The organism is Microbacterium sp., from assembly GCF_031988965.1.
Classification (GTDB): Bacteria; Actinomycetota; Actinomycetes; order Actinomycetales; family Microbacteriaceae; genus Microbacterium.
On the sequence record NZ_DALZXX010000007.1, the window covers coordinates 1 to 25,585 of the forward strand.

At 68.4% G+C, this 25,585-nt stretch carries 22 protein-coding genes; 10 read left to right on the forward strand and 12 right to left on the reverse strand.

The window, feature by feature from the left end:
* The 4 genes from RTM68_RS03680 to RTM68_RS03695 form a co-directional block, all read left to right on the forward strand.
* The coding region (locus tag RTM68_RS03680; RefSeq protein ID WP_312168357.1) for a DUF4129 domain-containing protein at positions 1 to 315 on the forward strand (315 nt) is incomplete at its 5' end.
* Positions 312 to 1,505 (forward strand): DUF4350 domain-containing protein, encoded by a 1,194-nt coding sequence (locus RTM68_RS03685; protein WP_312168359.1) that lies wholly within the window; start codon positions 312 to 314, stop codon positions 1,503 to 1,505. The genes RTM68_RS03680 and RTM68_RS03685, both read left to right, overlap by 4 nt.
* A gap of 151 nt (positions 1,506 to 1,656) precedes the next feature.
* Positions 1,657 to 2,580: a MoxR family ATPase gene (locus RTM68_RS03690; protein WP_312168452.1), complete on the forward strand. Its 924-nt coding sequence runs from the start codon at positions 1,657 to 1,659 to the stop codon at positions 2,578 to 2,580.
* Positions 2,581 to 3,888, forward strand: a complete 1,308-nt coding sequence (locus RTM68_RS03695; RefSeq protein ID WP_312168361.1) for a DUF58 domain-containing protein — start codon at positions 2,581 to 2,583, stop codon at positions 3,886 to 3,888. It abuts the gene before it with no gap.
* 15 nt (positions 3,889 to 3,903) lie between these two features.
* On the opposite strand, the gene RTM68_RS03700 is transcribed toward RTM68_RS03695, so the two are convergent.
* Positions 3,904 to 4,896, reverse strand: coding sequence for a stage II sporulation protein M (locus RTM68_RS03700; protein WP_312168454.1), 993 nt, complete (start codon positions 4,894 to 4,896; stop codon positions 3,904 to 3,906).
* A 16-nt stretch (positions 4,897 to 4,912) separates the two neighbouring features.
* Here RTM68_RS03700 and RTM68_RS03705 point away from each other — a divergent pair, with 16 nt between their 5' ends.
* On the forward strand, positions 4,913 to 5,722 hold the full coding sequence (locus tag RTM68_RS03705) for an RDD family protein (RefSeq protein ID WP_312168362.1): 810 nt from the start codon (positions 4,913 to 4,915) through the stop codon (positions 5,720 to 5,722).
* 41 nt (positions 5,723 to 5,763) lie between these two features.
* On the opposite strand, the gene RTM68_RS03710 is transcribed toward RTM68_RS03705, so the two are convergent.
* Positions 5,764 to 5,970 carry a DUF3499 family protein gene (locus tag RTM68_RS03710; protein WP_194764665.1) on the reverse strand — a complete coding sequence of 69 codons (207 nt, stop codon included), beginning with the start codon at positions 5,968 to 5,970 and terminating at the stop codon, positions 5,764 to 5,766.
* A gap of 81 nt (positions 5,971 to 6,051) precedes the next feature.
* Here RTM68_RS03710 and RTM68_RS03715 point away from each other — a divergent pair, with 81 nt between their 5' ends.
* A complete protein-coding gene (locus RTM68_RS03715; protein WP_228528520.1) occupies positions 6,052 to 6,477 on the forward strand; it encodes a hypothetical protein in 426 nt (141 codons plus the stop codon).
* A gap of 60 nt (positions 6,478 to 6,537) precedes the next feature.
* Here the strand turns inward: RTM68_RS03715 and RTM68_RS03720 are convergent, their stop codons facing one another.
* From RTM68_RS03720 to manA, 4 genes are all read right to left on the reverse strand, one after another.
* The gene (locus RTM68_RS03720) at positions 6,538 to 7,920 is read right to left on the reverse strand and encodes a DUF5719 family protein (RefSeq protein WP_312168366.1); all 1,383 of its coding nucleotides are present in this window, start codon (positions 7,918 to 7,920) and stop codon (positions 6,538 to 6,540) included.
* Complete coding sequence (locus RTM68_RS03725; protein WP_312168369.1) at positions 7,917 to 10,928, reverse strand: glycosyltransferase; 3,012 nt, start codon at positions 10,926 to 10,928, stop codon at positions 7,917 to 7,919. The genes RTM68_RS03720 and RTM68_RS03725 overlap by 4 nt, the downstream gene beginning before the upstream one ends.
* Positions 10,929 to 11,007: 79 nt before the next feature.
* On the reverse strand, positions 11,008 to 11,325 hold the full coding sequence (locus RTM68_RS03730) for a WhiB family transcriptional regulator (RefSeq protein ID WP_267238708.1): 318 nt from the start codon (positions 11,323 to 11,325) through the stop codon (positions 11,008 to 11,010).
* 149 nt (positions 11,326 to 11,474) lie between these two features.
* A complete protein-coding gene (gene manA, locus RTM68_RS03735; RefSeq protein ID WP_312168375.1) occupies positions 11,475 to 12,614 on the reverse strand; it encodes a mannose-6-phosphate isomerase, class I in 1,140 nt (379 codons plus the stop codon).
* Between the two features lie 87 nt (positions 12,615 to 12,701).
* Between manA and RTM68_RS03740 the strand changes: the two genes are divergently transcribed.
* The 4 genes from RTM68_RS03740 to RTM68_RS03755 all read left to right on the forward strand — a co-directional run bounded on the left by RTM68_RS03740 (position 12,702) and on the right by RTM68_RS03755 (position 17,101).
* On the forward strand, positions 12,702 to 14,117 hold the full coding sequence (locus RTM68_RS03740) for an O-antigen ligase family protein (protein WP_312168378.1): 1,416 nt from the start codon (positions 12,702 to 12,704) through the stop codon (positions 14,115 to 14,117).
* The gene (locus RTM68_RS03745; RefSeq protein WP_312168380.1) at positions 14,114 to 15,412 is read left to right on the forward strand and encodes an O-antigen ligase family protein; all 1,299 of its coding nucleotides are present in this window, start codon (positions 14,114 to 14,116) and stop codon (positions 15,410 to 15,412) included. The genes RTM68_RS03740 and RTM68_RS03745 overlap by 4 nt, the downstream gene beginning before the upstream one ends.
* Before the next feature lie 100 nt (positions 15,413 to 15,512).
* Positions 15,513 to 16,469: a glycosyltransferase family 2 protein gene (locus tag RTM68_RS03750; protein ID WP_312168381.1), complete on the forward strand. Its 957-nt coding sequence runs from the start codon at positions 15,513 to 15,515 to the stop codon at positions 16,467 to 16,469.
* 5 nt (positions 16,470 to 16,474) lie between these two features.
* Positions 16,475 to 17,101 carry a hypothetical protein gene (locus RTM68_RS03755; RefSeq protein WP_312168384.1) on the forward strand — a complete coding sequence of 209 codons (627 nt, stop codon included), beginning with the start codon at positions 16,475 to 16,477 and terminating at the stop codon, positions 17,099 to 17,101.
* A gap of 25 nt (positions 17,102 to 17,126) precedes the next feature.
* Here the strand turns inward: RTM68_RS03755 and RTM68_RS03760 are convergent, their stop codons facing one another.
* The 6 genes from RTM68_RS03760 to RTM68_RS03785 form a co-directional block, all read right to left on the reverse strand.
* Positions 17,127 to 17,861, reverse strand: a complete 735-nt coding sequence (locus RTM68_RS03760; protein WP_312168387.1) for an ABC transporter ATP-binding protein — start codon at positions 17,859 to 17,861, stop codon at positions 17,127 to 17,129.
* Positions 17,861 to 18,652 (reverse strand): ABC transporter permease, encoded by a 792-nt coding sequence (locus tag RTM68_RS03765; protein WP_312168389.1) that lies wholly within the window; start codon positions 18,650 to 18,652, stop codon positions 17,861 to 17,863. Before RTM68_RS03765 ends, RTM68_RS03760 begins: the two co-directional genes overlap by 1 nt.
* Positions 18,653 to 18,699: 47 nt before the next feature.
* Entirely contained in the window at positions 18,700 to 20,604 is a 1,905-nt protein-coding gene (locus tag RTM68_RS03770) for a glycosyltransferase (protein ID WP_312168392.1), read from the reverse strand.
* A gap of 11 nt (positions 20,605 to 20,615) precedes the next feature.
* Positions 20,616 to 21,752 carry a UDP-galactopyranose mutase gene (gene glf / locus RTM68_RS03775; RefSeq protein WP_312168395.1) on the reverse strand — a complete coding sequence of 379 codons (1,137 nt, stop codon included), beginning with the start codon at positions 21,750 to 21,752 and terminating at the stop codon, positions 20,616 to 20,618.
* Positions 21,753 to 21,842: 90 nt separating this feature from the next.
* On the reverse strand, positions 21,843 to 23,882 hold the full coding sequence (locus tag RTM68_RS03780; RefSeq protein ID WP_312168398.1) for an acyltransferase family protein: 2,040 nt from the start codon (positions 23,880 to 23,882) through the stop codon (positions 21,843 to 21,845).
* Positions 23,883 to 23,995: 113 nt separating this feature from the next.
* The coding region (locus RTM68_RS03785; RefSeq protein ID WP_312168401.1) for an acyltransferase family protein at positions 23,996 to 25,585 on the reverse strand (1,590 nt) is incomplete at its 5' end.

The following is a 25,585-nucleotide window of genomic DNA, read 5'->3' on the forward strand; positions in this document are numbered from 1 at the left end:
CAGCTGCGCGCGGATGCCGAGCGCAGCGCGCGCAGCGGCGACTGGGACGAGGCGACGGTCCTGCGCTTCCGCGCCCTGGCTCGGGGCCTGCTCGAGCGCGACCTCATCGATCCCGCTCCCGGGGCCACCGCTCAGTCGATCGCCCGTGACATCTCGACGGCATTCCCCATCGAGTCCGCTGCCGTACGGTCTGCTGCGGCATCCTTCGACGACGTCCGATATCTGCGACACCCCGCCACCGAGCAGAGCTATTCCGAGCTCGCCGCGACAGACGACCGACTCGTCGCGCTCCGGCCTGAACTGGTGATCTCATGACGATCATCGAGGAGTCGTCGGCTCCGACCGCCACCGCGGAAGGCCCGACTCATGGTCGCCGCCTGAAGACCGTGGGCGGATGGGCAGTGGTGGCCGCGCTGGTTCTGGGCGGTGTCTTCGTCGCCACCCAAGTCGGCGTGCAGATGCCGGATCAGCGCGGAGCCCTCGATCCCGAGAGCGTCGGGGACTCGGGAACCAAGGCCCTCGCGCAGATGCTCGAGGATCAGGGAATCGAGGTGGAGGTGCACCGATCCCGTGCCGATGCGCGAGCCGCACTCGACGACGACGCGACTCTGGTCATGGCGAATCCCTTCGCCCTCAGCGATGACGCGGTCACGCAGCTCCTCGAACCCGCCGAACGCGTCGTCTTCCTCTCCTCGAGCACGCATCTGCTCGCGATGCTCGATCTCGGCACCAACGCCACGCCGGACTCTGCTCCCGTCTCGGCGGAGTGCGACGTGCCGGAGTTCGCGAACATCGGCAGCATCCGTCCCGACCGACTCTTCACCCCCTCCGAGGGAGTGGTCGCCTGCTTCGGCGACGACGACGCGGCCGCCGTACTCGTCGACGAGGGCGACGGGACGACCCGCACCGTCGTCGAGGGCGCGCGCCTCTTCAGCAACGCCTACCTGGCCGACGACGGCAACGCCGCGCTCGGCCTCGCTCTGCTCGGTCAGTCCGAACGCGTGGTCTGGTACGTGCCGAGCTTCGACGACTCGGACATCGAGGGTGAGATGCCCGACTCTCTCGGCTCGCTCACCCCGGGATGGGTGACGCCGGCGATCGTCCTGCTGATGCTGTCGGGTGTCGCTGCCGCCCTGTGGAGAGGTCAGCGCTTCGGCCCGCTCGTGGCCGAGACCCTCCCGGTCACGGTTCGCGCCTCGGAGACGATGCACGGCCGCGCACGCCTGACGGCCAAGGCCGGAGACGCCGCGCACGCGGCGGAGGCCCTCAGAGACGGCAGCCTGCGGCGGCTCGCCCGTCAGCTCGGTCTCGCCGAACGGGCGAGACCCGAGGAGGTCGCTGACGCCGCGGCCGATCGCCTGCGCATCCCCCGGGGTTCGCTCCACGAGCTTCTGGCGGGGCTCCTGCCCGAGGACGACGCCGGCCTGATCGTCTTCGCCCGGGGTCTGAGCGACCTCGAAGCCGCTGTCGACGACTCGACCCACGAGCTGTGGGGGCGCGAATGACCCCACTCACCCGACAGACCCAGACCAGCTCCGACAGCCACACCACCTTCGTGCGCACGCACGTGGTGACCACCGACGTCCACGTCAGAACGGAAACCGAGGACCTCACGTGACCGCTGAGAACTTCACCGACGCCGAGCTTCGTCAGGCGATGCACCGAGTGCGCACGGAGGTCGACAAGGCCGTCGTCGGCCAGGCCGGGACCGTGACGGGCCTGCTCGTGTCGCTTCTCGCGCGGGGCCACGTGCTCCTCGAGGGCGTCCCGGGCGTGGCCAAGACCCTCGTCGTACGCTCCTTCGCCCGGGCCCTCGGGCTGGACACGAAGCGCGTCCAGTTCACCCCCGACCTCATGCCGGGCGATGTCACGGGCTCGCTCGTCTACGACGCGCGCACCGGCGAGTTCGACTTCCGAGCCGGCCCCGTGTTCACGAACATCCTTCTCGCCGACGAGATCAATCGCACGCCACCGAAGACGCAGGCGGCCCTTCTGGAGGCCATGGAGGAACGCCAGGTCTCGGCAGACGGGATGAGTCGCGCACTGCCGGACCCTTTCCTCGTCGCAGCGACCCAGAACCCGATCGAGCACGAAGGCACCTATTCCCTTCCCGAAGCGCAGCTCGACCGCTTCCTGATGAAGCTCGTCGTCGGAATGCCCGAGCGCGATGCGGAGGTCGCCGTCCTGCGCAAGCACGCCTCGGGGTTCTCCCCTCGGGAACTCACCGGAGTCGAGCCCGCTGTCACGGCTGAGGAGATCAGAGCCGCGCAGGCCTCGGCGGCCCGAGTCGAGGTCACGGATGACGTGCTCGGATACGTCGTCGATCTCGCGAGGGCGACGCGCCAGTCGCCGTCGGTCGAACTCGGGGCGAGCCCGCGCGCCTCGACCGGACTCCTCGCCGCAGCTAAGGCCTGGGCCTGGCTCAACGCCTCATCAGCGGTGACTCCCGACCACGTGCAGACCATGCTGGTGCCCGTGTGGCGGCACCGCCTGCAGCTGCGTCCGGACGCGCAGATGGAGGGCGTCTCGGCTGACGCCGTGCTGACCTCGGTCGTGCAGCAGACCCGGGTGCCGATCTAGGTGTTCGTCACCGGCCGCCTCGCCGTCGCGATCGCCGTGGGCGTCGTTCCGCTGGTCCTCACCGGACTCGCGGGCTATCCGCCGTACCTGATCCTCGGCGCGTGGATCGCCCTGTGCATCGTGCTGACCGCGCTCGACGTGCTGCTGTCGCCGAGCCCGCGCTCTGTCGCCGTGAGTCGCCGTGTCCCCGCCCGCGTGCGCCTCGGGGAGGTCACGCCCATCAGCGTCGCGCTGCACAACCGGGGATCGCGCACCCTGCATGCCCTGATCCGCGATGCCTGGCAGCCGACTGCGGGAGCGAGCAGGGAACGCCATCGCCTCACAGTCCCACCGGGCGAGCGTCGGCGCGCGTCGTTCCCCCTGCAGCCACGCCGTCGGGGCGAGCTCGTGAGCGAGTTCGTGATGATCCGCTCGCGGGGACCGCTCGGGCTGGCGGGGCGTCAGGCACGCCACCGAGTGCGCGACGCGATTCGTGTGCTCCCCGCCTTCGCCTCACGGAAGCATCTGCCCTCACGGCTCGCCCGACTGCGCGAACTCGACGGCAACACGAGCCTCCAGGTACGCGGCCAGGGGACGGAGTTCGACTCGTTGCGCGAGTATGTTCGCGGCGATGACGTGCGCTCCATCGACTGGCGTGCGACCGCCAGGGCCGGTACGACGATGCTCCGCACCTGGCGCCCCGAACGCGACCGCCATGTCGTGATCATGATCGACACAGGGCGCACGGCCGCAGCTCGCGTCGGTGACGGAACGAGGGTGGACGCCTCGCTGGAAGCCTCGCTGCTGCTCGCCGCGCTCGCCGCCAGGGCGGGCGACCACGTGCACCTGCTCATGTTCGACCGGGTGGTGCGCGCCCGAGTGACAGGGGTCGACGGGGCCGCGCTTCTGCCTGCTCTGACGGACGCGATGGCTCCCGTTCACGCGCGGCTCGTCGACACGGACTGGCCGAGCGCATTCGCCGCGGTACGGACCCTCACGACTCGTCCCGCGCTGATCGTGGTGCTCACCGCGCAGGATGCCGCGGAGTCGGCGCGCGGATTCCTCGGTGCGCTCCCCGACGCGTCGCGGGCCACGTCGATACTGGTCGGATCGGTCACCGACGACGGCATCGCGTCTCTCGCCCGACAGCGCGGTTCGCGTGAAGAGGTGTACCTCGCGGCGGCAGCGGAGCGGACGATGCGCGATGCGGAGAACGTGGCCGAAGCGATCCGACGCGCAGGCGGCGAGGCGATCGCCGCAGACCCCGAGGCGCTGCCACCTCGCATCGCCGACCGTTATCTGGAACTCAAGGCCGCAGGACGACTCTGAGGCACTCGTCGCTTGTCAGCCTGCCACGAGCCGCGGTGTACCTGCCTCGTACTCGATCAGGTCGCCCGTCTCGCCCCGCCGATGGGCCCGGCCCCCGACGACGATCATGTAGATCAGGAACACGGCCAGAGCCGCAGCGCCGATCCCGATCTTGATCGGCCACGGGAGCGACCATCCCGTCACGAATCCTTCGACGAGGCCCGCGAGGAACAGCGCGAAGACGAGTCCGATCGCGACGGTGGCGAGCGAACGTCCTTCTGCGGCGAGCGACTCGCCGCGTGACCGGTCGCCCGGGGCGACCCACGACCAGAAGAGGTGCAGTCCTCCTGCCGCCGCGACGAAGATGCAGGTCATCTCGAGCATGCCGTGGGGAAGGATGTACAGGATCATGACGTCCGCCTTGTCATGGGCGGCCATGACGGCGCCGGACGTCCCCAGGCCGATCGCGTTCTGCACCAGGGCGTTGATCGGCCAGATCCCGGTGATGCCGAACAGGACGCACTGGAGGGCGATCCAGGCGTTGTTCGTCCAGACCATCCCCATGAACACCGCTGCAGGGTTCTCGGTGTAGTAGTTGGTGAAGCTCTCGTCGGCGTACTGTGCGAGCGCGTCGGGCGGGCCGAGCGTCGCGACGAGTGCGGGGTCGGACGAGATCCAGACCGCAGTGCCGACCGCCACGGCGATGAACGCCACGGCGATGATCAGCGTGGTCCACCGCAGCCGATACAGAGCCGCAGGCAGCTGCTGTGAGAAGAACCTCGCCGCCTGCGTGAGGATGCTGTCGGACGCGCCGGTGAGGCGCAGGCGTGCTCGCACCAGGATCGTCGAGAGGTAGGCGCCCTGCGGCGACTCGCCCACTGAGGTCTTGATCTCGGCGAGATCTGCCGATGCGGCCCGATATCGCACGATCAGCTCGTCGACGCCCGCACCGTCGAGCCGGGCGCGACTGAGGTGGTCGAGCCGCTCCCACTCGGTGCGGCGCGCATCGGTCAACGCATCGGCATCCACCTGATTTACTGTACTCATGTCTGCGCCGCTCGATACGTCTGACGAGGTGCTTTCCGGCGAGGCCGTCGCCATCGACGTGCAGCCGATCGGCTTCGTGCTTCGAGCGGCGGGCGCGATCATCGATCTGCTCGTCGGACTCGGGGTGTTCCTACTCACGGTGTTCCTCCGCGTCTGGCTGGCCGATATCGGAGCGCTCGACGAGACGACGGACAGGATCGCCCTGGTCGTGTCGATCGTGGTCAGCTTCGTCGTCCTGCCGATCACCATGGAGGTCGCGCTCAAGGGGCGCAGCCTCGGCAAGCTGGCGGTCGGCGGACGCATCGTGCGTGTCGACGGTGGTGCGACGGGCTTCCGCCACGCGTTCATCCGCGCCCTGCTCGGAGTGCTCGAGATCTACATGACGCTCGGCAGCGTGGCCGTGCTCTCCGGCGCTTTCAGCGCGCGATCCCAGCGTCTGGGCGACATGGTCGCCGGCACGTACAGTCAGCGCGTGCGGACCCCGCGCCTCGTCGCCAGCGTGCCCGTCATGCCTCCGCTTCTCGAAGGCTGGGCGCAGATCGCGGACGTGGCGCGGCTCCCGGACCGGCTCGCCCGACGCATCTCCCAGTTCCTTCAGAGCGCTCCCCGCATGGTGCCGGGTGCGCGAGACCGTGTGGCACGTGACCTCCTCTCGGAAGCCGCCCCGTTCGTGTCGCCACTTCCGTCCGCACCTCCCGAGCAGGTGCTCGTCGGGATCACCGTGCTGCGCCGCGAGCGCGAAAGACGGGCTCTGCAGCTTGCTGATCGCCGCGCGGAGAAGCTGACCGGACGCCGGATCGGGGTCTGATCCGGCAGGGACGATACGCGCGGAGCCCCGTCATCCCTCGATCAGGCGCGAAGCGCCTCGTGTCTGACGACCAGCCAGCCCGACGGGACCGAGAGACGTTCCGCGTGCGGTGCGCACAGATCGTGGGCATGCGGATGATGCGCGATCCCCAGTGGACCGAGCGCAGCCATCTGGTCGCCGTAGTCGTACGTGAGCGTGGCCACGGCCTCGCGGGCACAGCCCACTTTCGAGCAGAGTCGTCCGTCCATCTCCGTCAGGCTACGACCCCTCGCTCCTCATGCCTGCACGCCGCGCCGCCGACGCCCGGGGACAACGCCTAGACTTTCGCTATGCCCCGTCGCCCCCGCGCCTCTGCCGCACCCCGCCGCGGAGCGCGCCATGGGCGACACGGTCGCCTCGGACGCAGCGAGGTCGTACGCCCTCCCCTCGCGCCGCTCGACGGTCGCATCGATCGCTTCGATCTCACCGTCGGAACCGCGGTCGAGTTCCTCCGCGGAACCTGGCCCGAACTGCAGGATGTGCGCTTCGAGATCGGAGCCATGCCGTCGTTCGACGCCGGGGACGACGTGCCGCGATGGTATCTCGACCGTGAGCAGCGGCGGATCGTGCTCTTCCGGCTTCCGATCGAACGTCTGCTTCCGCCGGGCCACGACGACGGCGCGCACCGACGCATGGCGATCGAGAGCGCGGTGTTCCGGGCCGCCGCGGAGTACGTCGGTCGCGAGCCCTGGGATTTCGGCGGGCACGACCACTGAGGCGATCGCTGCGCGAGGCCTCCGACTCACAGGTGCAGCGTGCCGCCAGGACTCGTCCGGTCAGGGATAGACCGTGATGCTCTGCTGCGCACCTGCGGTCGGCCACACCGGCCATGCAGCAAGCGCGCCGGGAGCGATCATCGCGACCTCCGCGTGCACCGGGCCCGACGTGTTCACCGAGTAGACGGTGTCGCCGTCGATGTCGACCGACGCTGACGAGCGCGCGGGGACCGTGATCTCGACCGGGTCTCCCCCGCCAGGAGTCTCGAGCTGCACGACCGCATCGGACTCCTCGTCGTTCACGACGATCAGCGTCGCAGCAGGCCCCTCAGGGACGGCGACGAGCAGAGAATCGTCGAACTCGGGCGCCGGCATGACCCACGCGAAGTCCGACTGCGGGCCGGCGCCGTCCTGGATCCGGACTCCGGTGAGCACCGGTTCATCCGCATCCACCGCCACGGTGTACTGACCGGGAGGCAGATCGGACAACGACATCTCGAGGGGCTGCTCCGCGGTCAGAGCGACCGTGAACTCCGTGACCACCGCCGATTCGCCCACAGCGCGCACCGTGACCGTCGCCTGGGCGTCGCGCTCCGGGGAGAGCAGTCGCAGCACCGCCATGCGCGAGTTGTCGCCGTCGCTCTCGAACACCTCGATGCCCGGGAAGACCGGATGCTGCTGCGGAGCTGCGACCGAGTCCTGCAGGTCGACTCCGACCGGATCGAGAGTGCGGGTCTGCGATGACTGGAGAACGGCACGCACGGGTGACCCCGTCGCCGTGACGTGCACGACCGGGAGATCCGACCCGGAGGCGAGGGAAGTCAGCGGCAGCGCGACCTGCGATTCGGCGGGAACGATCACGGAGGTGGCCCCGCGCACGGAGCCGTAGGAGACCAGCGACACCGTCGACGGCACCGCGCCCGGGTTGGTGAGGACGATGAGGTCTTCGGTCCCGGTCTCGACGGTTCCGCCGACGAGCCACGATTCCGTGCTCGCCGGGCGACATGGCGCCGCTGCGAAACCGGACAGGTCCGCCTCGGCGAGGCTCACCGACTCGGTCGCGCCGATGAGCGGCGCTGTGCGCCCCTCGACCGCGCCGGTGAGTCTCTGCACCCCGCCGCTGCCCTCAAGGTCTTCCACGCTCAGCAACGACGACTGCGGCGCCTCGGAGGAGCCTTCCACCGTGAGCCGAGGCGAGGCCGCCGGCACCATCTGGAGGGAGTCGGCCGTGTTCCTGCCGATCGCTCGGAAGTCGCCGTTGCACACCAGCACGGTGTCACCGGGAAGAGGAGTGACGTCGGCCTGGGCGGCCTCATGGGTGACCGTCGGCCACTGGAGCGGGACGGCGACCACGACACCGGCGACGCACGCTGCCGCGACGACGACCCCGGTGAGCACGCGCGCGCTGGTCGCGGCGACCCGGAATGCACGGCTGGGGCTCATCGGGGGTCCTCCTCGGTACGACGGGCCCCTGCTTGGGGAGCGTTCACGGTTTCCTCGGTCGCCTCGGGCACGATGCCCGCCGAACGCTCCTCGGGTACCTCCGCGGTCGGTTCGGGATGCAACACGTCCGAGCTCACCGGTGCCGTGGTCGCTCCGCTGTGCTCATCGTCGAACTCGTCGACGTGACGGGGCAGGACGAGAGGTTCATCGGCGGCTCGGCCGACGATCCGTGACCGGGCACGCGCGGCACGGCGGGATGCCCTCGTGGGCATCGAGAGCAGCAGCGCGGCGAAGACGAGCACCAGCTGCACCGTGATGACGAGCCGCGCCGTGGCCTGCTGGCCCGCGGTCAGCGGAGCGCGTTCAGCAGGATCCGCCTCGAGTCGATACAGGACGCCGCGGTCGGTCGTGCCGGCCTGCACGAATCCCGCGCGCTGGTCGAGCGAGGTCACCGCCGCCGTATGCAGGGTGCGTGCGCGATCGGACACATCCTCGGGGAGCTCGGCCAGGAGCACGTACCCCACCCCGAGCTCGCCCAGATCGGTGGCGCCGTCGAAATCGCGGGCAGAGAGCAGGTCGACCGCGAGGGTCGTGATGTCCGTGCCGCGGATCTCGGTGGCCGTCGAGAGGATCGTCGTCTGGGCACTCAGGGTCTCGCTCGCCCCCCATGCCACCTCAGCGGAGAGCCCGCCGTCGTTCTGCGGCGTGAGCACGAGAGTTCCGACGGGGCGGTCGTCGACGGCCTGAGCCGCGATGTACGCGGGCAGCGAGGACTCAGGGCCTTCCGTGAGAGCTGAGCGTCCGAGGTGGAAGGCGGCCAGGGCGGGAACGGCGCAGGCGGCGACGGCCACACCGGCGACCGCGGCGCTCAGGAGTCTCGCGCGGGGAAGTGTCAGGGCCGTGTCGAGCGTCACCAGCGCGGCGCCTGTCAGACCGATCCAGGCGAGACTCAGACCCGCTCCCGGCCAGATCGCGACCCCTGCTCCCTGGGCGAAGGACACGGTGATGCCGACTGCGAGGAAGGCGGTGGCGAATCCGCTGAGCGCGACGAGAAGAAGCGTGATGCCCGCCCGCCAGCGCGGGGCGACGGTCGAGAGCAACGCGAGGACGGCGAGGGGCGCGAGCAGGATGCCCGCCCACGGCGCCAGGGTGGGGCCGACGACCGCCAGCCATCCGGCGATGTCGCCGGAGGGGAATCCTGAGGCGAGGGCGAGCCGACCGGCAGCGTCTGCGGTCGCCTGGGGGCCTGCCCAGATGAGGCCGGGATCGGCCAGTACCGCGATCAGGCTCCCGTGGGAGAGCTGCCAGACCACGACAGGTGCGAAGAGGGCCGCTGCGGGCACGGGTACCCACAGAAGCCGCGCCGCGCCTCGGAATCGCGCGCCTCCGAGAGTGATGCCGAGTGCGACGATCCACAGGACCAGAAGCGCGGGGATGAGCGAGGGCGCGCACGCGGCCACCGCGGCGAACAGCAGAGATGCGGCCCCGGCGGCGCCCCAGGAACGGTGGGCGACGACGGCGGTGTGGAACAGCCACGGAAGGAGCACATGCACGAGGACACCGGTCGGGCGGCCGTCGACGAGCGCCGTGAGGAACGTCGGTGCGAGCGCCCACACGATACCGGCGAAGATCCGCAGACCTGCTCGATCGGTCACGCGGGTCGCCGCGAACCACCCACCCAGAACGCCGAGCGGCAGGGCGAGGATCCAGAGCAGGACCAGAGAGAACGACGGGCCTGCCGGCCAGAGCGAGCCGAGAACGGCGAGCACGGCTGCGAAAGGATCGGCCGGGCCGACGACGTCGACACCCAGCCCGCGGAGCCCCCACGCCGCATCGCTCCACAGCGCAGCCACCGTGGTTCGCAACGGGAGCAGCGCCCCGCCGCCCACGACGGGCCACGCCAGAAGGCTGGTGAACGCGGCGACGCTCACCACGAGCGCCCCGAGGACGACCCATGCCCCTCCGCCCGAGAAGAAGTGCAGCTCGCTGGCCGCGCCGCCCTCGCTCCCGTGGCCGTCGTCGAGCCGTCGGTGCAGGTCACGGTTGCTGACGCGCAGCGGAGCGATGCTCGACCAGCTCGACGAGCGGAAGGCGGCGATCGCTCTCCGGGATCGGACGACGCCTCCCACACGGAGCATCGCGGTGAGCGCGGCGGCCCACTCGGGGAACACCGCCTCCGGACGCTTGCCGACGAGGTGCGTGATCGATCGCCACAGCGCGAGTGGCAGAAGGCTGAGCCAGTGCAGGGGAACCGCGACCGCAGGAGCGTAGGCGAGCCGCCGGTGAAGCTGGGCGACACGCGAGACGTACGCGCGGCGCCCCCGACCGGACGGAAGAGATGCGGGTCCGTCCGGTGAGACGGAGACCCTCGCGGAGGGCACGAGCACGACACGACCTCCGCCGAGACGCGCGCGAACGCCCAGGTCGAGCCCCTCGTCCGCTCCGGCGAGCGCGGGATCGGGCCGCAGCCGGTCACGCACCTCGCCACGGATGAGGAGACCGCGGACATCGGCTGCCAGCGCATCGTCGGTGCCGTCGTGCTGCCCCTGGTCGAGCTCGCCCGACGCGAGCTCGACGGAGCGTCCGAGCGCGGTCATACTCACCCCGAGCGACACGATCTCGCGGTCGTTGTCGGTCTGCACGAGTTTGGGGGCGACGATCGCCGCGGACGGCGACCGCTCCAAAGTTCCGACGAGTCTCTCGAGCGCGCGCTGATGCGGAGCGGTGTCGTGAGCGAGGAGCCACACGGCACTCCCCTGAGCCACCCGGGGCATCGCGAGGCCCACGGCATCCGCGAAGGTGGTGCCGCTGCGCGCTTCGATGATTCCCTCGACGCTCGCCGCGACGTTCTCGCTCTCGCGTGCGGTCGTCGCATCGCCGCACATCACGAGGGTGATGTGGGAGGGGGGCGCCGTCTGGGAGCGAAGAGCATCCAGAGTGCGGAGGAGTTGCGCGCGAGCGGAAGAACCGGGGCGCGCCACGATGATGGCGTGAACTCGGGCTGGCATGACCTCGTCAGCCTATGCTCGGTATGCAGGACGCCGGAGCAGTGGATGCGGCGTGGTCGCGAAGCGGTGAGATCGGCCGTCAGCTCGCGCGGCGCTTGAGCTTGCGACGCTCACGCTCGGAGAGGCCGCCCCAGATACCGAAGCGCTCGTCGTTGTTGAGCGCGTACTCGAGGCACTCGCCACGCACATCGCACGAGGTGCAGATCCGCTTGGCGTCTCTGGTCGATCCGCCCTTCTCAGGGAAGAAGGCCTCAGGATCCGTCTGCGAGCACAGCGCGTCACTCTGCCAGGCGAGAGCGTTCTCGTCGTCGGCTTCGACCTTTCGAACCCCGGGAACACCGAGGTTGATGGGATCGACGAACCAGTTCTCCGGTACGTCTGAACGGTAACCCGTCATCTCGATCTCCAACCCTTTGTTCCGCCCCCTCGGCGGGCCGTGCATGACTAATTACACCCGTGTGATTCGCTCCGGTCAAGTCGCGGATCGTAAACCCTCAATAGTGTCTTGAAGGTTCTTGACCCTCGTACGGCGTGTCGCGAAAGCCCTCAGGCGGCGTCCGCGGCACCCGGAGACGCGACGAAGACCTCGCCGGTTCCCGACAGCGTGAGCTCGCGCTCCTCGTCAGTCGCGAACGCCGCGGTTCCGACCGCGATGTCGAGCGGACCGCCCGCGGAGCCGCGCACGGTCACCGAACCGGCTGTGACGAGCACCATGGTGGGCCCCGACACGCGTACGGCGACGTCGGCCCCGGCGAGTTCCACGCGACGCAGGGAGAAATCGGCGACGGGCACCTCGTAGTCGGTGACGGCCCCGGTGTCTGCCGGTCGCAGCACAGGCACTTCCCCGGGTGTCGCATCGAGGACCGACAGCAGCTCGGCCACGTCGATGCGCTTCGGTGTGAGACCGCCACGGAGCACGTTGTCACTCGCCGCCATGATCTCGACACCGAGCCCCGACACGTACGCGTGGAGGAGTCCGGCGCGCAGGAAGATCCCTTCGCCGCGGCGGAGGACGACGTGGTTCATCAGCAGCGCGACGACGACTCCGGGATCCCCCGGGTAGGTGTCCGCGATCGCGGAGACGGCGCGGATCGTGGATGCCCACTCGCCCGATTCCGTCGCCGCGGCGTCGTGCACGGCTCGGATGACGTCATCCACCTCGACCTGAGCCTCGCCGGACAGCAGCCAGCCGAGCGTGTCGCCCAGCGCGTCGTCTCCGCTCGCGAGACGGTCTCTCAGAGCAGAGACACCAGGGCGCTCGCCGAGCACGCCCAGAAGCTCCAGCGTGTCGACCACGGGTCGGAGTCCGCTCAGTGATTCGAAGCGCTCACTCAGAGCCACGATCAGTTCGGGCTTGTGGTTGTCATCGCGATAGTTGCGTGCGGGGTCGTCGGCTGCGAGGCCAGCCTCTCGCGCCCAGCCTGCTCGAGCCTGGTCCACGGTCGGGTGGACCTGGATCGACAACGGCGAGGCCGCTGCGAGGAGCTTGAGGAGATACGGCAGCGAACCGCCCGTCACCGCGTCGAGAGTGCCTCCACCCGCCACGTCGGCGGGATCGCCGGGATGGTCGCCGAACCACACCTCCGCCTCGGGAACGACGGCCGGCGCGCGGCCCTCCAGCTCGGCGAGGAGGGTCTGCGACCCCCAGGCGTAGTCACGGGGCGTGTTGGAGAGGCTCAGAAGCATGCTCCCAGCGTATGGGCACACGGCGGATCGCCGACGCCGTGCCGCCCATCAGGTGCAGCATCGGCCGCGCGCTGTAGCCTGAACGCGATGGCGCAGTACACGAAGCACCCGGTGTCAGCCCCTCCTCGCGCACCCGAACGCGAGTCGACGGGGCATCTCCTGCTGCGCGGATACATCATCCTCGTGCTGTTCACGACGTTCGCGCACTCTGCGATCTACAACCTGGTCGGCGAGGTCGGCGCGGTGATCACGCTCGCCGCCTTCCTGATCGCGACCCTGGCCATCGGGGTGCCGATGATCGCACGAGGCCGACCTCAGCCGTTCGCCTGGCGACGGCTCCCCTGGGCCGCGACCGCATACACGGTGCTCGCTCTCCTCTCCCTCGCATGGTCGCAATGGCGGGGCGCCACACTGCTCACCTGGGCGCTGCTCGCGACCGTCACGGTGAGTGCGCTCTTCATCGTGCACGTGCTCACCTGGCATGAGGTCGTGCGCGCGCTCGCATCCGCCTTCAAGTGGATCCTCGGGCTGTCCCTCGCCCTCGAGCTCTGGGTCGCGCTCGTCGTGCACGGTCCGATCCTCCCCAACTTCTTCGAGAGACCCGAGGGCGGGATCGACCCGCACTGGTACTGGGTGCGAGGCAATCTGTTCGACGGGGAGCGCATCCAGGGCATCGTCGGCAACTCGAACCTGCTCGCGATCATCAGCCTGTTCGCGATGATCACCTTCGGAGTCCTGTTCGCCGCCCGAGCGCGGTGGCGCACCACTCTGGCCCTGTGGACTCTGCTCGCCGCGTTCTTCTTCTTCCGCGCGAGCTCTGCCACCGCGTTCGCGTGCGCGGCGGCCGCTCTCGTGGTGCTCCTCGTCGCCCTGCTGATGCGGCGCACGACGACACCCGGGGCTCGCACCCGGCTCTACGTGATCTTCATCGGGGGCTCGCTCGTGCTGGGCGCCGCGCTCTGGCTCCTGCAGAAGCCCCTGCTCGGACTCCTCGGCCGGAGCAGCGACCTCACGGGTCGCTCGGACGTCATCTGGGAGAAGGTGCTCGAGCGCGCGGCCGAGCATCCGCTGTTCGGCAACGGCTTCTCGAGCCCGTGGGTTCCGTTCGACCCGGCGTTCGCGGGATGGATCGAGGACCACGGCATCACCGTCTTCCACGCGCACAACATGTGGCTGGACGTGCTGATGCAGCTCGGTGTGCTGGGCGTCGTGCTGATGGCGGTCGCCTACCTCAGCCTGCTCTGGCGGTCCTGGTTCTTCGCCGTCGACCGGCCGCGGTGGGATCTGGACTCCGACCGCGACTACTCCCCGCTCACGCTTCTCCCCAGCCTGTTCACGGTCGTCCTGCTCGTGCAGGGGCTCACCGAATCGACGCCGATCATGCTCTGGGGGTGGATGCTCCTGGTCCTGCTCTCGTTCAAGATCAAATCCGTGCCGCTCGTCGGCATCGGCGAGCGGCAGCGAGTGATCGAGCGCGGCGAGCGAGTGCGGCGGGTTCCGTGACGGCGGGACACCGTCTCGGGCGGCTGCTCGGCTCGGCGGAGTTCGCTCGCGCCTTCACGATCACCGTCCTGGCCGCCGTCTTCGGGTCGTACCTCATCGAGAGGATGACCTCGCGGGTCACGCTCGCCACGATCATCGCCGGTCTGTGCGTGCTCGGTCTCGGCACCCTGTGGGTCCGTCGCGAGGAGCTGTCGCTGCTGCGCATCGCCCCCTCCTCGCTGCTCGCCTTCCTCGCCTGGGCGCTGGTCAGCATCGCATGGACGACCGACAAGAGCGATTCGCTGTTCGGCTGGCTCGAGCTCCTCGGCTTCGCGTTCCTCGCGATCACGGTCGGGCACATCCGTGACACGCTGCAGACCGTCCGTGCCCTGGGCGACACGCTGCGCGCCCTCCTCGCTCTCTCGCTCGGGCTGGAGATCCTCTCGGGGATCCTGCTCGATCTGCCGTTCGTCTTCCTCGGCATCCAGGGTGATCTCGCGCTCGGCGGGCCCGTTCAGGGCATCTTCGGCAGCCGCAACATGCTCGGGTTCGTCACGGTCATCGCTCTCATCACCTTCTTCGTCGAGTGGCGCTCGCAGTCTCTGAACGCCCGGATCGCGGTGCCCTCGATGGGGCTGGCGCTCCTGCTCGCGTTCCTCTCGGCGTCTCCGACCGTGCTCGTTCTCGCGGCCGCGGTGACCACCGTCGCCGTCGCGCTGACGATCGTGCGGCATGCCCCGCCGGAACGACGCTCGCTGGTGCAGTGGGTGCTCGGCGTGCTGGTGACTCTGGCCCTCGCGGCGGCCTTCCTGCTGCGTCACTCGATCATCGCCCTGATGAATGCGGGATCCGACTTCTCGATCCGCGCGACGCTGTGGAACAAGATCCTCGACTTCGTCGCGCTGAAGCCGATCGAGGGGTGGGGGTGGTTCGGCTCCTGGGCACGCGGCGAATACCCGTTCACGTTCATCAACTTCCAACTCGCCGATCGACACCAGAGCGCACTCAACGCCTATTTCGACGTCCTGCTGCAGCTCGGGGCCGCCGGTCTCGTGCTGTTCCTGCTCCTGGGCGGTGTCGCCCTGGTGCGGTCCTGGCTGGTCGCGAGCGTACGCCGCTCGGTCGTGTACGCCTGGACCCCGCTGATGCTCGTCACGCTCGCGGTCGAGTCGATGTTCGAGAGCTTCACGATCGTGGGTGCAGGGTGGTTCATGCTCGTGCTGTGCGCGCTCCGGGCGGGACAGTCCCGATCCTGGCGCGAGAACATCGACGCCGCCCACACCGGCGCGATCCCCACGCTTCGCTCCGAGTACTAGATCCGTCCCCGCGCCCTCGGGGGATTCCGAACGAGGCCAGGTAGGCTGGTCTCAGCTCGCGGCGACCCGCGGGGCCCACAGCTTCCGGAGATCCCACCTCGTGACACACGTCCCCTTCGAACCGGCGTCCGCGACGATCGTCATCGTCACCTTCAACCGTTCGCATCTCCTGACCGGACTCCTCGAGAGCATCACGGGCATGGAGCCGAAGCCCGGTCACGTCGTGGTCATCGACAACGCGTCGTCCGATGACACCACCGATGTCGTCGAATCCTTCCGCCCGCGCCTCGGCACCGAGCTCGTCTATCGTCGCCTCGAGACGAACACCGGCGGTTCGGGCGGCTTCAGCGAGGGCATGCGCACCGCGTACGAGCTCGGCTCCGAGTGGATCTGGATGATGGACGACGATGTCGAGGTCGTTCCCGACGGGCTCGCGAAGATGGGCAAGTGGACGCCGCGTTTCAAGAGCATCCAGGGCCGCCGTTACGACTACGACGGCAGCGAGTTCTACTGGCAGTACCGGATCGCCGAACGCATGGGCATCCCGATCCCCTTCGCACCCTCGGGCTTCGACGCCTCCGGGTTCAAGGAGATGAACAGCGGATGCTTCGAGGGCATGTTCATCCACCGCTCCATCGTGACGCAGATCGGGCTGCCAGACCCCCGGTTCTTCATCTATTGGGATGACCAGATGTACGGGTGGCTCGCCTCACGCAAGACGACCGCCGTCATCGTCGACGAGTTCGTCCTCCGTCGCACGCGTGAGATCAAGCAGTGGGACATGGGCATCCGCCACATGAACGCGTCGAGCAACGCGTACCGCTTCTACATCATGCGCAACCGCGCGTACATCAAGAACTACTACCGGGTGCACGGCGTGTACAACCCGGTGCTCTTCGGCCTCGGAACCGCGATGACCTTCGCCAAGGAGCTGATCCGCCTGGTGTTCGTCGAGCGCACGGTGCGAGGAACGAGCAACCTGTTCCGCGGACTCCGGGAAGGCGGGCGGCTCGGCCGCGACCGATCCTGGCAGCCGATGGCTCCCCTGGAGGACTGACGAACATGACGGACGAGCCACAGCCCGAGCTGCGCTGGGCGCCTCTGCCTCCGAAGCCGAGCAACCGCGGTCGTATCTGGTTGATCGTCGGTCTGTCGATCGCCGCGCTCCTGGTGGCTGCCGTGCTGCTCCTGTTCCTCCTGCCGCGAGGGGGCGCGCCCGCGCCGGACGCGAGCGGCACTCCGTCGCCGTCGGCCACTCCGACCGCCACCTCGAGTCCCTCGGCCACTCCCGCACCCACGGAGACAGCGACTGCTGAACCGACGCCCACACCGGAGCCGACCATGACTCCGATCACGACTCCCCCGCCGCCCGCCGATCCCAGTGTCGGCGTGTTCCGCGACACGGTGCAGGGATGGCTGGACGACGCTCTGACCGGCCTCGACATCATCGGAGAGACCAGTGGACAGGATGCTGTGGACGTCGTCGACACGTTGCAGAATGACGCGCAGCGGCTGTCGGAATCACCTCCTCCCGCGTCGATCGAGTCGGACTGGCACGCCAGCGTCGCGGCGTACGCTCAGGCGCTCAGTGACCTGAGGTCCGCGGTGTCCGCGGGCGGCGACTCATCCGGCGCGGTGTCGTCGGCTCTGTCCGCCGCCGACGCGGTGCGGAGTGTCGTCGGTCTCTGACCCAGACGGCTCCGCCGGACTCCGATCAGGAGTTGTAGTCCTCGTTGTAGCGATCGAGCACCTCGGCGATCGGTGCGTCCAGAACGAGTGCTCCCTTGTCGAGGTAGAGCCCGCGCGTGCAGAAGCGGCGGAGATCGCGCTCGTTGTGGCTGACGAAGAACAGCGTGCGTCCCTCGGCGAGCAGCTCGTCGATTCGCCGGTAGCACTTGTCACGGAAGGCCTTGTCACCGACCGCCAGTACCTCGTCGACGAGGAGGATCGGTTCGTCGAGCTGCGAGACCACCGAGAAGGCGAGTCGCACCTTCATCCCGTTCGAGAGGTGCTTGTAGGGCGTGTCCTCGAATCCGGCGAGTTCGGCGAACGCGATGATGCTGTCGTACCGGCGCGAGATCTCGTTCCTGCCCATTCCGTGCAGACCGGCGGTCAGGCGCACGTTCTCACGCACCGTGAGGTCACCGACGAACCCGCCCGTGATCTCGATCAGCGGCGCGACGCCGCCGTTCACGGAGACAGTGCCCTCGTCCGCGAGCAGGACCCCGGCGACGAGGCGCAGCAGAGTCGACTTGCCCTGCCCGTTGCGTCCGACCACTCCGATCGACTCTCCGGGCTCCACCGTGAAGGTCACGTCGCGCAGTGCCCAGAACTCATCGGGACGGGACCGGCGGGACAGCCCGGCGAACAGATCTTTGATGTTGCGGCGGCCACGCCGATTCCGGCGGAACCGGACCCCCAGTCCTGACACTTCGATGGCGGCCGACATCACAGCTCCTTCAGAACGGTGGCCTCGAGTCCGCGGAAGGTCCACATGCCGAGGGCGAGGATGCCGAGACACATCAGAGCGCTGACCAGCACGGGCACGGGATCCCACAGATCCGGGAAGAAGCCGACGCGGTACAGGGTGAAGATGCCTGCTAGCGGGTTGAACGCGCCGATCGTGTGGAACGGCTCCGGAAGGTCTCGGAAACTGTAGATGATCGGGGAGGCGTAGAAGAGCGCACGCAGCACGAGCCCCGTGGTGCGTTCGAGATCGGAGTAGAGCACGCACAACGGAGCGACGAGGAGTCCGAGCCCGACGAGCAGCACCACCTGCATGATGATCGCGACGGGGAACCAGAGCAGACCCCAACTCACCGTCGCTCCACTGAACACCGCGAACAGCACCAGCACGGGCAGAGAGAAGAGGAACTCGATCCCCTTGCTCAGGACGATTCGGTTGATCCAGATCGAACGCGGTATCGCGGTGGACTTCACGAGACGTGCATCCTTGCGGAACGCATGGGTGAAGTCGCCCACCGATGCGTTGAACCACACCCACGGGAGCAGCGCAACGATGAGGAAGACGATGTACGGATCCTCGCCGACGCTGCGCTGGAACACCTGCGTGAACACGAACCAGTAGATCGCGCTCATGACCAGCGGGTCGAGAACCGACCAGATGTACCCGAGGAAGCTCGTCGCGTAGCGGACGCGCAGATCACGCCCCGAGAGCAGCCACAGCGAGTGCGCATAGCGGCGGGGCGTGCCAGGCGACCCGACGGTCGAACTGCTCATGGGGCTCCTGTGCTCAGACCGCATGTGTCGCACGCGGCGGACGACACTCAGCCATTCTGGACGCTCTCGAAGGTCTTGCGCCATTGCTCGGGCGACGTGACCTTCGGGGTGCCGACCGCGTAGTCGGACGCGAGCTTCTTCCATCCGCGGGCAAGGCCGAGGTTCAGGCGGATGCTCCGCCAGAGGAAGCGGTGCATCGTCGCTCGGTCGCGCTGGTACCACGCCACACCGAGACCGTCGGGAGAGGTCACGAGTGCGGAGTCGATGTCAGCGAAACGCCACCAGTTGATGTCCTGAGCAGGGATGATCCGCTCGGGATTGCGTCGGCTGCCCGGCGACTGCTTGATGACGAGCTGTCGCACGCCCACGCGGGCGGCGAGGATCAGCGCCGCGATCGGGTTCGTGGGCTTCCGCACACCACCGAGGATCGCGACGGACGACCGACGGACCGGCGGCAGCGCCGACAGATCCTCGACGACCTCGGAGTCGATGTACGCGGTGCGCATCGCGCGGATCTCCGCCTGCCTGCCGGGGAGCATCGCGGGAAGCGCGCCGGGGCCGCGCATCACGTCTCGCAGAGCCTCGTGCCTCAGCCGGACGGCGGAGTACTGCAGCATGAACAGCAGTTTGATGTCGCCGAGGAACGAGTGCAGCGGGAGGATTCCGCCCTTGGCGACGTGCGAGTGCAGGAGGCCCGTGATCACCCGATTGCGGTGGATGAAGTACTCCTCCCACGTGCGCGTGGGGTCCTTGTCGTGCCAGGCCATGTGCCACACCGCGACGCCGGGCAGACAGACGGTCGGGTAGCCGTGCTCACGAGCGCGGAGCGAGTACTCGATGTCGTCGAACTTGAGGAAGACCGGCAGGGAGAGGCCGATCTCACGGAGGATGGCCGTCGGGATGAGACACATCCACCATCCGTTGAAGTCCGCACCCAGATGCCGGTGCAGCTCCGGGGTCTCGCGCAGCGGCTCCTCCGCGAAGTCGTGGTCGTACTCGCTCGCGCCCGAAGGCCGCATCCAGGACTTGCGCTGATCCCACACCTCACCCTGGGTGTAGAGCACCGAGCGGTCATCGAGGTGGAGCATCCCACCGCCGACGATGGTGGGGGTCACCGCGAAGTCACCGAACCGCACAGCTCGGACGATCGCCTCGGGCTCGGAGATCGCATCGTCATCGAGGAGAAGCACATAACGGCTCTCCTCCGAGGAGAGCGATTCGAGCATCGCACGCGAGAAGCCGCCGGATCCACCGAGATTCGGCTGGCGGAGGATCTCGAGCTTGTCGCCGAGCTGCGCGGCGGCCTCAGCGAAACCGGGCTGGTCCGAGACGAGGTCGGTGCCCTGATCCACCACGATCACGCGGTCGAGGACCTCGTGGACGTGCTCGTTCTGCCCGACTGCGATGATCTGGTTCAGGCAGTACGACGGGCGGTTGAAGGTCGTGATGCCGACCGTGGTCTTCCCCGGTGTCCATCCCTCAGGAACCGCGACCTGCCACTCGGCGCTGACCAGCGTCGCATCCGAGTTTCCGGCGGCGATGTCGAACCAGTACGAACCGCCGTCGATGAACGACGTGATCGGCAGGTCGAACGCGACCGTCTCGTCGGAGAAGGACTTCGACGCCAGCGCCGACGCGCGACCCCGCGCACTCGACTTGTAGACCGAGATCAGACCCTTGCCCTCGACCTCGGCGACGAGCCTCACCGAGCGGACCTTGGTACCGTGCTGCCAGTAGCTCGCCGGGAAGGCATTGAAGTACGTGCTCAGCGAGACACGCCGGTGCGCGTAGACCTTGATGCTGCGCCGGCCCACGATCTCGTAGGCCTCGCCCGGCTGGGAGCCGTCGCCCGAGCCCGTGTCGACGTACAGGGCCGAGACCTCTGCGACGCCCTCGGTGGGGAAGACGGTGTGGTTGACGGCGACGAAGTCCGTGCTCGTGTTGTCTGTCATTGCGCTTCCCGTCAGGCCAGGTCGTTGTTCCACATCGACAGTGCGGAGCCGATGGCCATGTGCATGTCGAGGTACTGATAGGTGCCGAGGCGACCGCCGAAATGCACGTCGTGCTCGCCCTTGGTGAGCTCGCGGTACGCGAGCAGACCGGAGCGGTCGGTCGGGGTGTTGACGGGATAGTATGGCTCGTCTTCACGCGTGGCGAAGCGCGAGAACTCGCGCATGATGACCGTCTTGTCCTTCGGATAGCGGTCCTCGCGCTCCGGGTGGAAGTGCCGGAACTCGTGGATGCGCGTGTACGGCACGTCGGCATCCGCGTAGTTCATGACGGGCGTGCCCTGGAAGTCGCCGGTGTGCAGGACCTCTTCCTCGAAGTCGAGCGTGCGCCACGACAGCTCGCCCTCGGCGTAGTCGAAGTAGCGGTCGACCGGACCGGTGTAGATCACGGGCACCTGGCCGACCGTGGCCTTCTTGTTGAGAGGCTGCGACTCGTCGAAGTAGTCGACGTCGAGCTTGACCTCGATGTTCTCGTGATCGGCCATGCGCTCGATCCACGCGGTGTATCCGTCGGTCGGGAGGCCCTCCCACCGGTCGTTGAAGTACCGATTGTCGTAGGTGTAGCGCACGGGGAGCCGGCTGATGATCTCCGCAGGCAGGTCCTTGGGATCTGTCTGCCACTGCTTGGCCGTGTAGTCGCGGATGAACGCCTCGTACAGCGGGCGTCCGATGAGTCCGATGCCGCGCTCCTCGAGGTTCTGCGCGTCCTTCGGGTCGAACTCGCCGGCGAGCTCCGTGATCAGCGCGCGCGCCTCGTCGGGCGAGTGCGCCGCGTTGAAGAACTGGTTGATCGTGCCGAGGTTGATCGGCAGCGGGAAGACGACGCCGTTGTGGTTCGTGTAGACCCGGTGCACGTAGTTCGTGAACGTCGTGAAGCGGTTGACGTACTCCCACACCGTGGGGTTCGACGTGTGGAACAGGTGCGCTCCGTAGCGGTGCACCTCGATCCCGGTCTCCGGCTCGTTCTCGCTGTACGCGTTGCCTCCGATGTGGTGACGACGATCGATGACCGTCACCTTCCGTCCGGCGGCAGCTGCGCGTTCAGCGATGGTGAGGCCGAAGAAGCCCGACCCGACGACGAGGAGATCCATTGATGCAACTTTCCTGAGGCTGACCGACAAGACGTTCGGCGCACCCTGCAGAGGCACGCGCCTCCACATTTTAGCTGGCGCGAGTTGCGATCACGCTGAGGGCAGGGCCACCTGAGTGGATTCGGCCAGAATTCTGTCGAGGAAAGGGGCGAGCGTACGGGCATAGGTACGCGAGAGATGGTTGTCGTCGATGTACACCGCGATGTTGCCGATCGTCGCCTGGCACATGTCCCATGGGCAGAGCCACGGTGTGAAGTCGACCATGGTGATGACGTCGGAGAACGCGGACGCGGGATTCTCCTCCGCCAGCACTTCTTCCCTTGGAACAGCGCACGTCTGCGAGTCGTCGACGGCGCACTCGTACATGTCGAACGAGAACCTCGGGTTGTCGCGCACGCCGATCACAGGGATGTCCGCCGCCCGCAGGGACTCGACGGCCTCCTCTATCCCGTCGAGCAGGCGCTCCGGCTCGTCGGCGTCAGCGCGGGTCACCACGATGTAGACCGCGTCGGGGCGGATCTCGGCGGCGTAGTCGAGTGATGCACGGACCCACGGCTCGCATGACTCCTGCGATGCGTTCCGCGATTCCTCGAGCAGGCCGACCGTGCATCCGCCACGCAGAAGCGTCAGGACCGCGAGGTCGCGGTCCTCGGAGAGCGCGATCAGCGGAGCCGAGAGCTGCTGGGCGTGGGAATCGCCGATCACGAGGATCCTGGTGCCCGCCTCCTCGACGTCCGGGCTCTGGTTGCATGAGCCGTCGAGAACGGCAGCCGAGGGTTCGAATCGTCCCGCGCACGCAGGCCCGACCGCGGCCCACTCGGAGTCGAGCTCGGTCGGCCCCGGGATCATGGGGGCGTCGCTGCTCGCGATGTCGAGCGAGACCTCGACCTGCGTCGCGCCGGGGTAGTCGGAGTCGACGGCCGACGCGGCGAACTCGGCCGCGCGATTCTGCTCACTCCAGCGCCAGCCGCCCGTCGCGCCTGCGACGAGGATCACGGACGCGGCGACGACCGCGATGCCTCGGAGCGCCGTAGCCCGGTCGGTCCGCGACGGCCCGCGCAGGGGACGCTCCACGCACCGAGACAGCACCCGTGCGGCGATGAGCGACAGCGCGATGACCGCGATTCCCTCGAGCACCCCGATCCGGTCGGTCTCGCTGACGACCATCCACATCACGAGGATCGGCCAGTGCACGAGATACAGGGCATAGGCATCGCTCGACAGCGAGGACAGCGGCTTCGAGGCGAGCAACCCGGCTGGGCCGGCACGCGTCGGCGCGGCGCCCGAGATGATGACGGCGGCCGTGCAGAGCACCGGCCAGAGCGCGAGATACCCGGGGAACCCACCGCGGACGTCGAGGACGATCCCGCACAGGATGATGCCCGCGAGGCCCGCCCAACCGATCACCGCGCGCACGACGGTGTGCAGACGGATGAACGGGAGCAGGAGCGCGAGGAGGGAGCCGGCCGCGAACTCCCACAGACGCGTGCGCGTGTCGAAGTAGGCGAACGCCTGCGCGTCTCGTGTCTCGACGATCGAGAACCAGAGAGACCAGGCGAAGACCGCCAGGAAGACGACGATGAGCGCCGGCCGTATCAGGTGTCGCCGACGGTGGAACAGGAGCGCCACGAGCCCGATCAGGACCGGCCAGAGGAGGAACACCTGTCCCTGGATGGAGAGCGACCAGAAGTGCTGGAGCGGACTCGTCTCGGCGCTGTCCCTGGCGTAGTAATCGACTTCGGAGAACGCGAGCTGCCAGTTCTCGACGTAGAAGAGGCTTGCGAGGGTCTCGGTCCAGATCCGTGGCCACTGCGTCGGCGGCATGAACGCGTAGGCCGCGCCGAGCACTCCGAGCAGCGTGACGGCGGCCGCCGGGACGAGGCGTCGGAACCGGCGGCTCCAGAAGGATCCCAGTGCCAGAGGTGTGCCGTCGACCGCGCGCCGGGCGAGCGATCCGGTCAGCAGGAACGCCGAGACCATCAGGAAGACATCGACACCGCCGGATACTCGGCCGAGCCACACGTGATAGACGACGACGAGGACGATCGCGAGCGTGCGCAAGCCGTCGATGTCCGCGCGATACCGCGCTGACATCGACGCTGATCGTGCGGCGATCCCTGTCGTGGGCACTCCGAGCACCTCGTTCGGACGTCGTCGGGGGTGAGGCCTCCGCAGATTCGGGTCAGCGGAGACGCTTCTTCGACAATATCCCAGGATTCCGATGATCTGCCGGATCGCGACGTCTAGCCGGCGACTCCGCTCAACGCCGCACCCACGACCTCGCGCAGTCGATCGCTGAGGGTCGCGGCGTAGGCACTGCTCAGATGATCGGCGTCGTAGTAGACCGGGACGCCGCCGATCGCGGCGAAGCAGTCGTCTTCATCGCACAGGGATGAGGTCAGATCAGCCGGCCACACGCCTGGGATCGGGGCCTGTCCCGCAATCGCCACAGGATCCGGAGGCAGAGCGGTCTCTCGGGGCACCGCGCATTCCGCAGGATCCGCGGGATTCAGCACCAGGCAGTCCAGATCACGGACGTCGCCGTTCAGCGGCGTATCGGCGATCGTGATCACCGCGCTGCCGGCATCGGCCCAGCGGCTCCAGGTGCTCCGCAGCCCGTCGACGAACTGGTCGTCGTGTGTGCGACCGCTGCCGTCGTCGACCAGCTGCTGCCGAGCCGCCATCGAGGTCACGATGAGATCGGGCCGCTCTGCGATCAACTGGTCGGAGAGCGCCGAGGACCAGTCTCTGCAGCGCTGGTAGTCGACGGGACCCCACGCGGCGTCGAAGCCGATGAACGCCACATCGGCAGGCGGGCAGCCGGGAAAAGAGCTGATGGTGAGGTGCCAGCCCTCTTCTCTCGCGATCGGGAACAGCGCCGCCTGCCACTGCTCGGCGTGCGAGTCACCCACCAGCCAGACACGTGGGCCCGGATCACCCTGAGAGAAGTCGCACTCCCGTGTCGTCTGCCGCCCATCGAACGCGAGGCGGGTCGTGAGGTCGCCGCACTCGGCCGCCAGGCCGAAGTACGCATCGCGATCAGTCACGACGGGATCAGCCACCTCGACGGACGGGTCGCAATCCGCAGCATCCGCGAGCGCAGCGGCTCCGTGGCAGGCCCCACCGCCGGGAGCATCTCCCTCGGGTACTGCGCCGCGAGCAGCAGCGGCGGCGAGCAGCAGCACCGCAGTCAGCGCGACGACCGCCATCATCGCGCCCGCACCGGCGTACGCCCGGCGAAGCGGGCGCCACCATGTCGCCCGTTGCGCAGGGACCTCCACCCACCGGCGACTCCCCCACGCGAGCACGAGCGCGAGCGCGAGCACGCCGACGCTCGACCACCACGACAGCGGAGCGCCGATCGCGAACGGAGTGAGCACGATGAGCGGCCAGTGCCAGAGATACAACGAGTAGGACACGTCTCCGAGCCACTGCACGGGCCGCGCGTCCGTGGCCACGGACACCGCCCACAGCGGCGCTCGTCGTCCGGTTCCGGCGACGATGACAGCGGCGGTCGCGAGCACCGGCAGCAGCGCAGCGACTCCCGGATAGGGCGTCTGCGAGCCGAAGAGGAAGGCGGCCACGGCGATACCCGCGAAACCCGCGACGGCGAGAATCGACGCGGCGAGCGCGTTCAGGCGTCCGAACAGCGCGGCCGGCACCAACGCGATCACCGCACCGACCGCGAACTGCCAGGCGCGGGTGAACGTCACGAAGTACGCCTGAGCGGGCGAATCCGCGGTGTAGACCACGGCAGCCGCGAAGGAGACCACTGCGACCGCCGAGACGATGATGAGCACGATGCGCCGTCTGTCGCCGTCCCTCCCCCACCG